At 75.8% G+C, this 8,304-nt stretch carries 10 protein-coding genes; 3 read left to right on the top strand and 7 right to left on the bottom strand.

What is annotated here, in order from left to right; genetic code table 11:
• Positions 1-28: 28 nt before the first annotated feature.
• Complete coding sequence (locus NJC10_RS09430; RefSeq protein WP_319076185.1) at positions 29-1,513, bottom strand: class I SAM-dependent RNA methyltransferase; 1,485 nt, start codon at positions 1,511-1,513, stop codon at positions 29-31.
• Positions 1,514-1,573: 60 nt separating this feature from the next.
• Complete coding sequence (locus tag NJC10_RS09425; protein ID WP_319076184.1) at positions 1,574-3,556, bottom strand: amino acid permease; 1,983 nt, start codon at positions 3,554-3,556, stop codon at positions 1,574-1,576.
• A 124-nt stretch (positions 3,557-3,680) separates the two neighbouring features.
• On the opposite strand from NJC10_RS09425, the gene NJC10_RS09420 reads away from it, so the two are divergent.
• Both NJC10_RS09420 and NJC10_RS09415 read left to right on the top strand, forming a co-directional pair.
• The gene (locus NJC10_RS09420) at positions 3,681-4,373 is read left to right on the top strand and encodes a TrkA family potassium uptake protein (protein ID WP_319076182.1); all 693 of its coding nucleotides are present in this window, start codon (positions 3,681-3,683) and stop codon (positions 4,371-4,373) included.
• The gene (locus NJC10_RS09415) at positions 4,370-5,152 is read left to right on the top strand and encodes a potassium channel family protein (protein WP_319076181.1); all 783 of its coding nucleotides are present in this window, start codon (positions 4,370-4,372) and stop codon (positions 5,150-5,152) included. Before NJC10_RS09420 ends, NJC10_RS09415 begins: the two co-directional genes overlap by 4 nt.
• Here NJC10_RS09415 and NJC10_RS09410 read toward each other — a convergent pair.
• The 4 genes from NJC10_RS09410 to dut are packed head-to-tail and all read right to left on the bottom strand — an operon-like array spanning position 5,038 to position 7,380.
• Positions 5,038-5,766 (bottom strand): DUF3159 domain-containing protein, encoded by a 729-nt coding sequence (locus tag NJC10_RS09410; protein WP_319076179.1) that lies wholly within the window; start codon positions 5,764-5,766, stop codon positions 5,038-5,040. The genes NJC10_RS09415 and NJC10_RS09410 overlap by 115 nt on opposite strands.
• Positions 5,767-5,780: 14 nt before the next feature.
• Positions 5,781-6,104, bottom strand: coding sequence for a hypothetical protein (locus tag NJC10_RS09405; RefSeq protein WP_248115649.1), 324 nt, complete (start codon positions 6,102-6,104; stop codon positions 5,781-5,783).
• Positions 6,101-6,877, bottom strand: coding sequence for a DUF3710 domain-containing protein (locus tag NJC10_RS09400; protein ID WP_319076178.1), 777 nt, complete (start codon positions 6,875-6,877; stop codon positions 6,101-6,103). The genes NJC10_RS09405 and NJC10_RS09400 overlap by 4 nt, the downstream gene beginning before the upstream one ends.
• Positions 6,874-7,380, bottom strand: coding sequence for a dUTP diphosphatase (dut, locus tag NJC10_RS09395; protein ID WP_248115651.1), 507 nt, complete (start codon positions 7,378-7,380; stop codon positions 6,874-6,876). Before dut ends, NJC10_RS09400 begins: the two co-directional genes overlap by 4 nt.
• A 65-nt stretch (positions 7,381-7,445) precedes the next feature.
• On the opposite strand from dut, the gene NJC10_RS09390 reads away from it, so the two are divergent.
• A complete protein-coding gene (locus tag NJC10_RS09390) occupies positions 7,446-7,973 on the top strand; it encodes a DUF3093 domain-containing protein (protein ID WP_319076176.1) in 528 nt (175 codons plus the stop codon).
• Between the two features lie 4 nt (positions 7,974-7,977).
• Here NJC10_RS09390 and NJC10_RS09385 read toward each other — a convergent pair whose 3' ends face one another.
• The gene (locus tag NJC10_RS09385) at positions 7,978-8,277 is read right to left on the bottom strand and encodes a DUF4193 domain-containing protein (protein WP_248115653.1); all 300 of its coding nucleotides are present in this window, start codon (positions 8,275-8,277) and stop codon (positions 7,978-7,980) included.
• Positions 8,278-8,304: the final 27 nt, after the last annotated feature.

The following is an 8,304-nucleotide window of genomic DNA, read 5'->3' as shown; positions in this document are numbered from 1 at the left end:
CCCCCCCGCCCCCGTGGGGTCCGGCGGGTCACTCGGCGGCGGGGGTCTCCACGACGGCCGGCGCAGCCACGAGGTCCGCGGCCGGGCGCAGCACGGTCACGGACTCCAGGTGGTGGGTGTCCGGGTAGAGGTCGAACACGCGGGCGCGCTCCACCTCGTAGCCGCCCTCGCGCAGCCACGCGAGGTCGCGCGCGAAGGAGGCCGGGTCGCACGAGACGTACACGATGCGGCCCGGGCGGAGGGCGAGGATCCGCTCCACGGCCTTGCGGCCCGCGCCGGAGCGCGGCGGGTCGAGCACCACGGTGTCCACGGCCGCGTCGGCCAGGCCGCCGTCGGCCACCGCGCGCTCCGGGTGCTTGAGCCAGCTGCCCAGGACCTTGTCCGTGGGGCCGTTGAGCACGATCGCCTGCTCGGCGCCGAGCAGGTTCCGGCGGGCGTCCTTCGACGCGCCGCGCGAGGCCTCGACGGAGTAGACGCGGCCCTCGGGGCCCACCGCGTCGGCGAGGAAGGCGCTGAACAGCCCGGCGCCGGCGTAGAGGTCGGCCACCATCTGGCCGGGCTGCGCCTGCGCGTCCTCGAGCACGGCGTCCACGAGGGTGGCCGGAGCGTGCTGGTGGACCTGCCAGAAGCCGTCGCCCGTGACGCGGAAGCGGCGCTCGCCGCCGCGCTCCGTCCTCACGGTCTCCGAGACCCACGTGCGGCCCGTGATGCGCTCCACGGTGACGGGCGAGTGGCGCTTGGGACCGGGCATGGCGAGGCCGGTGGACACCTCGACGGCGGAGGCGTTCGCGGTCTGCCGGATGCGGGTGCGCAGTCGGCCGAGCTTGGCCTCGTCCGCCGCGGTCTGCGGGGTGGGCGTCACGAGCACCAGCGGCTGCGAGCCGTTGGCCGGGGTGGCCACGTCCACGCGGGCCGCCCCCGTGAAGTCCCAGTCCCACAGGGCCAGGGCGTCCAGGGCCGGCACGCCCAGCGGCATGTTGCGCACGGGAAGGAGGGTGGTGGAGCGGTGCGCATGCATCGCGATGTGGCCCTGCGGGGTCACCGCGAACGCGGTGCGCGTGCGCCAGTGCTGGCCCGTGGGCTCATCCTCCTCGCCCGCGAAGCAGACCTCGGGGTCGAGGGTCACGCCGGCGATCCGGGCGACCGTGTCGCGGAAGACCTGGGCCTTGAGGCGGCGCTGGTGCGGCACCACGATGTGGCCGAACTCGGCGCCGCCCACGGGGGGCCGGCCCGAGGCGTGCGCGCGCATGACGTCCGCGAGCTTCCACTGGTGGATGCGGCGGAACTCGGAGGGCCGAAGGACCTCGACGGCGTCCCCGCGCCAGAACCGCGCTCCCGGGTCGCACTCGGTCAGGGCGACCCTGACCTTCTCCCCCGGCATCGCGTGCCGGACGAACACGACACGTCCCTCGTGGCGCGCCACGCAGTGGCCGCCGTGCGCCATCTGCCCGGCCTCGACCTCGATGATCCTCCCGACCTCGGTGATGTCCGTGGTGGCGTCAGTGACGGCCATGATGACTCCTCTCGCGAAGCAGCGCGCCGCAGACCTTGCACCGGGCGTCGACTGGTCCCATCATTCTCGCAGATTCGCCGCGGAACGCGGTCCCGGCTCTTCGCCCTCGCGGATCTGCCACGGCACCGAGCCCACCATCACTCCCGCCTCCCGCTGCAGGCGGTTCTTCTGCCGCGTGGCCGTGCGGTTGTGCAGCAGCGTCCGCCATCCCGGCCGCACCACGTACTCGGGGATGAACACCATGGTCAGGTCCCGCGGGGAGAGGCGCCGGCGATCGCGCAGGTGCCGCACGAGCGGCACCACCGTGTCGCGGTAGGGAGAGGCCACCACGGTGAGCGGCAGCGGCATGCGGGCGCGGTCCCAGTCGTCGATCACCCGCTCCGTCACCGCGCGGTCCGCGTCCACCACCACGGCCTCCAGGGACGAGGGGCGGGTCGCGCGGGCGTACGCGATGGCCCGCAGCGCCGGCCTGTTCAGGGTGGAGACCACGACGACGACGTGCACCCTCGAGGGCAGGGCGCGGGCGTCGTCGTGGGCGTCCGGGGTGAGCTCGCGGCCCACCGCGGCGTAGTGCCGGTGGATCCGGCCCATGACCAGCGCACCCACGACGATCGTGAGCAGCGCCACCCACGCCCCCTGCGTGAAGCGCGTCACGAGCACGACGACGCCGGCGAGCGCGGTGACGCCCAGCGCGACGGCGGTGATGCCGAGGCGCAGGCGCACCGCGGCGCGGGCGCGCGTGCCCGGGGTGTGCGCGAGCCGGCGGCGCCACAGCCGCAGCATCCCCGTCTGGGCGAGGGTGAAGGCCAGCAGGACGCCGATCACGTACAGCTGGACGAGCAGGGCGGTCTGGGCGCGGAAGACGAGCAGCAGGATCGCCGCGGCGGCGCCGAGGGCCACGACGCCCCACGTGTGGACCAGGCGGTCGCCGCGCACGCGCATCTGCCGCGGGAGGTAGCCGTCGTCGGCGAGCCGGGAGGTCAGGGCCGGGAAGGAGCGGAACGCGGACTTCGCGGCGAAGAGCAGCAGGAGCGCGGTGGCCGCGATGGTGAGCACGGCCAGCGGGCTCCCGGGTCCGAAGACGGCGGCCGCGAGCTGGGCGATCACGGGCGGGGCCGCGGCGCCCTCGGGCAGCGGCGCGCCGTCCGGGCCGCGCAGGGAGGCCGGGTCCAGGGCCACCACGGTGCCCGTGCGGTGGGCCAGGTGCATGACGCCGACCGTGAGTGCCGCCACGGCGGCGGCCATCATCGTGAGGAGCCAGCGGACGGTGGGCACGGCCGGATGCGCCACCGTGCGGGCGGCCGAGACAGGGACCTCCACGCCCGTGAGCAGGACCGAGCCCGCGCTGAAGGCGCGCAGGGCCAGCAGGGCCGTGGCCACCGCGCCGACGGGCCCGGCGCCGGACCCGTCCACCGTGTGTCCCGCGGTCACGGCCTGGCCCAGGGTGCCCCCCGCGTCCTGCCACAGGCCCGCCCCCACCATGCCCGCCAGCAGGAGCACGAAGGCGGCCACCACGAGCGGCAGGATGCGCCGGCCCCGGCCACGGTCGGATCCGCGCAGGGCCAGGAGCAGCACGAGGCCCAGGGCCGTGCACGCCACCGCCATGCGGTGCTCCGCGAGCGAGGGCACGAGGGCGGCGGCGTAGTGGGCGAAGGCCGCGAGGGACACGGCGGCGGTGAAGACGAAGTCCAGCAGGAGGGCGGCCGAGGCGAGCACCCCGGCGCGCGGTCCCAGCTTGGTGCGCGCCATGCGGTAGATGCCCCCGTGCGGCAGCGCCACCACGGCAGCCCGGAACGAGGCGACGATGAGCACCATGACCGCGACGACGGCCCAGCCCACGAGGGGCCCGAGCGCGAGGGCGGCGGTGCCCGAGGCCACGAGGGTCAGGATGATCTCGTCCGGGGCGTAGGCCAGGGAGGAGAGCGCGTTGGCGGAGGTCACGGGGAGGGCGCGCCACCGGGGCATGCGCGGGGCGGCGGCGTCCGTGGAGGCCACGGGTCGTCCCAGCAGTGCCCGGCGGAGGGTTGCTGACAGCGTCGTCACCGCACCACGGTACCCCCGCCCCGCACCGCCATGCCCCGCCCGTTCCCGCGGGCGCCCGGGGCGGTGCGAGGATGGTCCCCGGGCGGGCGCCGCCCGCACCGATCCGGAAGGGGACGAACAGGCCATGGCTCACTACGTCATCGTCGGCGGCGGCCGCGTGGGTTCACGCCTCGCGGCCACCCTGGACGTCGCGGGCCACTCCGTGGCCGTGGTGGACCGGGACGCCCGCGCGGAGGACGGCCTCCCCGCGGACTTCTCGGGCGAGTTCGTGGCGGGCATCGGCTTCGACCGCGACGTGCTGCGCCGCGCCGGGATCGAGAAGGCCCAGGGCCTGGCGGCCGTGACGGCGGACGACGGCACCAACATCATCGCGGCGCGCGTGGCCCGCGAGACCTTCCACGTGGACCATGTGGTGGCGCGCATCTACGATGCCGAGCGCGCGCGGGTGTACCAGCGCCTCGGCGTGCCCACGGTGGCCTCCATCCAGTGGACCGCGGAGCAGGTGCTGCACCGCCTCCTGCCCGCCGGCGCCGCGGACGCGGAGCAGCGCGACCCCTCCGGCCGCCTGATCATCACGGAGCTCGTCCCCCACCCCTCGTGGTGGGGGCGGCGCCTGGCCGAGGTCGAGTCGATGACCGGGATCCGCGTGGCCTACCTGACCCGCTTCGGCGAGGGGATGCTCCCGGCCGGCGTCGAGCGCCTGCAGGAGGGCGACGTCGTGCACGGCGTGTACCCCGTGGACCGGCGGGACGCGGTCGAGGCCGCGCTGCAGGGCAAGGCCCGTGAGCCGGACGAGGACGAGGAGGAGCGCTCATGAGGGTCGTCATCGCAGGGGCCGGCGCCGTGGGCGCCTCGATCGCACGGGAGCTGTGCGCCCACGGGCACGCCGTGACCGTGGTGGACCTGCGCCCGGAGGTCGTCCGGCGCGCCGACGTCGGCCGTGCCCGCTCCCTCGTGGGGGACGCGACCGACCTCGTCATGCTCGGCGAGGCCGGGGCGCTCGAGGCGGACGTCCTCGTGGCCGCCACGGGCGACGACCGCGCCAACCTCGTGGTCTCCCTGCTCGGCCGCAGCGAGTTCGGGGTGCAGCGCACCGTCGCCCGCGTGAACAACCCCCGCAACGACTGGCTCTTCGACGAGTCCTGGGGCGTGGACGTGGCCGTGTCCACCCCGTCCATCATGACCGCGCTCGTGGAGGAGGCCGTGGAGACCGGCGACCTCGTGCGCCTGCTGCGCCTCGAGGCGGGCGGCACGGCGCTCACCGAGTTCCGCGTCCCGGCGGCGCACTGGCTCGTCGGCCGTCGCGTCGGGACGGTGTCCTGGCCGGCGGAGGCCCCGCTCGTGGCCGTCGTGCGGGACGGGACGCCGCGCGCCGCCACCCCGGATGAGGTCCTCGAGGCCGGAGACGAGCTGTTCCTGCTCGTCTCCGCCGCGGCCGAGACGGCCCTGCGGCGTCTCCTGGTCGGGGAGGCCGCGGCGCCTCAGCGTGAGGACGCCGGGTCGACGGCGGCGGCGCCGGCCGGACCGGGCTCCTCCGCGGGCGAGCCCGGCGAGGGCGCGCTCACGGACCAGGCCAGCCAGAGCCCCAGCGCGTAGAGCGGCAGACCCATCACGAGACGGGCGACGCCCAGGGCCGTCGCCGCGTCCGCGAGGTAGAGCGGCACCTGCACGCCCAGCCGCAGCGCGAAGACGGCCACCATCACCCAGGTAGCCGCCGCGTAGGCGCGCCGGCGGCGGGGGTCCGCACGCCATGCGGTCCCCTCCCCGCGCACGAGGCCGAGGATCAGGCCCACCACGGGCCAGCCCGCGAGGATCGAGACGAGGAACGCGAGGCCGTAGCCGGCGTTCGTGATGAAGCCCCAGAGGTAGTAGTCCCGGGCCTGCCCCGTGGTCAGGGCCACCGCCACCGAGAGCACGACGACGACGAGCCCGGCCAGGACCTGCGCGGGCGACTGGCGCTGCGCGAGCCGGACCACGCCCATGAGGACGGCCACGCCCGCGGCGGCCACGCCCGAGGGCCACACCTGCTGGGTGAGCACGTACCCGACCATGAAGACGAACGTGGGCAGGGACGCCTCCACGATCCCCCGCCAGCCGCCGACGCTGGCCAGGGGGTCCAGGCGGCCGTGCTCGTCGAGCCTCGCGCCGCGGCCGAGGGCGGCGGCGGAGTCCGGCGCGCCGGGGTCGCGGCGGGTCGCGGGCCGGTTCATGGGTGCCTCCTGCGTCATCGGACGGCCGTCGGGCCGTCCACGAGGTCGAACTCGGGATTGTGCAGCGTGGGGACGCCGTCGATCTCCACGACGCGGCCGCGGATGCGCAGCCACTCCCCCGGCATCACGCCGGGCACGCGACGCCGCCCGTGCCACACCAGCCGGATGACGGCGAGCGGCTCGGCCCGTCCGGGCTCCGGGAGCCGCGTGGCGAGCTCCGCGCGGAACACGGTGGCGTCGTCGGCGCCGGGGATGGTCACGGCGACCACCACGCCGAGGCGGTCCACCATCCCGGCGGGAGGCGGCAGGACCGCCACCGGCGCGGTCGCGGGGCTCACCGGGTCTCCGTGATCTCCGGGCCGCGCTCCGGCAGGGGCGCGCCCCCGGCCGGCTGCTCGCCGGACGGCGCCGTCGGTGCGGTCTCGGTGCCCTCGGCCGGACGGCGGCGGCGCTGCACGGGCTGGGCGTTGGCCGGGGCGTGCAGGGGCAGCAGCTCCCGGGGAGGCAGGGGCCCCTCGCCGCGGACCACGACGAGGTCGGAGAAGACCTGCTCGAGCGGTCCGGCGGCGTCGGGCCGGAAGGCGGCCTCGCCGTGGAACACGCCGCGCACGAACCAGCGGGGGCCGTCCACGCCCACGAAGCGGGCCACGTTCCAGCCCGGCGAGCCGTCCGGCATCTCGGCGGGGATGCGGGTGAGCAGCTCGGGGCCGAAGGCGCCGGCCTGCTCCTGCACGTGGGCGCCCGGGGAGGAGCCCAGGGCGTCCACGAGCTCCGCGCGCAGGTCGTCCCACAGTCCGGCGGCGCGCGGCGCGGAGAAGGCCTGGATCTGCAGCGCGGAGCCGCCCACGGTCACGGTGACGGCCACGATGCGCCGCGTGGCGTCCTCGAGGTCGAGCCGCAGCTTCATGCCCTGGACGGCGCGCACGCGCAGCGCGCCCAGGTCGATGTACCCGGTGGCGGACGGGCGGGCCGTCACGTCGTGGGGGCCGCGCTCGGCCTCCCGGGCGGCGTCGCCGGCGGCCGCGGCCACGGCGAGGTCGCGCTCGTCGAGCAGATGCTCGGGCAGGGTCACCTGCTCGTGGCGCGCGGTGCGGTTGCGTCCGAAGATCACGAGGTCCTCCCGGGAGTGTCGACGTCGGCGGCCGGCGCGGTGGTGCCCGCGCCGAATCCGCCCGTGGATCCGAATCCGGCCGTGCCGCGCACGGAGTCCGGCAGGGCGTCCACCGGCTCGAAGCGTGCCTGGACCACCGCCTGGACCACGAGCTGGGCCACCCGGTCCCCGCGGTGCAGGGTGAGGGGCTCCGCCGGATCGTGGTTGATGAGCGGCACCATGATCTCGCCGCGGTACCCGGCGTCGATGGTGCCGGGGGCGTTCACGACGCCCAGGCCGTGGCGGACCGCCAGGCCGGAGCGGGGGTGCACGAAGCCGGCGTACCCCTGGGGCAGCGCGATCGCCACGCCGGTGGGGACGAGGGCCCGCTCCCCCGGGGCGAGCGTCACGTCCACCGTGGTGCGCAGGTCCGCGCCGGCGTCGCCGTCCTGGGCGTACGCGGGGGGCGGCAGGTCAGGATCGAGGACGCGCAGGGGCACGGGAAGCTCGGCGGGGTCACTCACGTGGCAGGACTCTACCCGAGCCGCGTCGGGGCCCCCGGGCGGCCGGATGTGGGAAGCTGGAGGACATGCAGGAGCCCCACGATGACGCCGCCCGCCCCCTCTCCGCCGAGCCCGCCCCCGCGGTGGCCGGCGGCCCGGACCCGGTGGTCTACGAGGAGCGGCTCTCCCCGTCACCGGGCGTGTGGATCGTGGCCCTCATGCTCGCGGGACTGGCCATCCTGGTGTTCGCGCCGATCGACATCGTCGTGGGGCTGATCGCCGCGGCTGTCTTCTTCGGGATCGAGGCACTCCTGCTGATCACCGGAACCCCCCGGATCACGGTGCGCGAGCGGACGCTGCAGGTGGGCCGCGCGAGCATCGAGCGGCGTCACATCGGCGCGGTGACGGGACATCGCGGCGAGTCGGCGCGGCAGCAGCGCGGGCCGCACCTGCACGGACTGGCCTACGTGACGGTGCGCGGGTGGATCTCCCCCGTCGTGCGCGTCCAGATCACGGACGAGCGGGACCGGACGCCGTACTGGCTCACGAGCACCCGCAGGCCGGAGGAGCTCGTGGCGGTCCTCGGCGGCCGCATGGCCGCCGAGGACGGGTGAGGGCTCAGCCCTCGCAGTCGGTGCAGTAGAGCTCGCCGTTCTTCTCGCGCGCGGCCTGCGAGCGGTGGCGCACCAGGAAGCACGAGGCGCACGTGAACTCGTCGGACTGCGCGGGCAGGACCCGCACCATGAGCTCCTCGCCGGAGAGGTCCGCCCCCGGCAGCTCGAATCCCTCCGCCGCCTCGGTCTCGTCCTCGTCCACGACGGCCGACTGCGTGTCGGTGCGACGCGCCTTCAGCTCCTCGATGGAATTCTGGCCGAGCTCTTCCTCGTTCTTGCGAGGGGCATCGTAGTCCGTGGCCATGGTGTGGTTCTCACGCTCCGCTGGTGG

The organism is Micrococcus sp. M4NT (assembly GCF_033790745.1).
Lineage (GTDB): Bacteria > Actinomycetota > Actinomycetes > Actinomycetales > Micrococcaceae > Micrococcus.
The sequence above is the reverse complement of the archived record's forward strand: the minus strand, read 5'-3'. Positions and strand labels throughout refer to the sequence as shown.

Coding starts and splice junctions, on each gene's coding strand:
- NJC10_RS09430 (WP_319076185.1), bottom strand. CDS start 1,513: ATGGCCGTCACTGACGCCACCACGGACATCACCGAGGTCGGGAGGATC.
- NJC10_RS09420 (WP_319076182.1), top strand. CDS start 3,681: ATGGCTCACTACGTCATCGTCGGCGGCGGCCGCGTGGGTTCACGCCTC.
- NJC10_RS09415 (WP_319076181.1), top strand. CDS start 4,370: ATGAGGGTCGTCATCGCAGGGGCCGGCGCCGTGGGCGCCTCGATCGCA.
- NJC10_RS09410 (WP_319076179.1), bottom strand. CDS start 5,766: ATGAACCGGCCCGCGACCCGCCGCGACCCCGGCGCGCCGGACTCCGCC.
- NJC10_RS09390 (WP_319076176.1), top strand. CDS start 7,446: ATGCAGGAGCCCCACGATGACGCCGCCCGCCCCCTCTCCGCCGAGCCC.
- NJC10_RS09385 (WP_248115653.1), bottom strand. CDS start 8,277: ATGGCCACGGACTACGATGCCCCTCGCAAGAACGAGGAAGAGCTCGGC.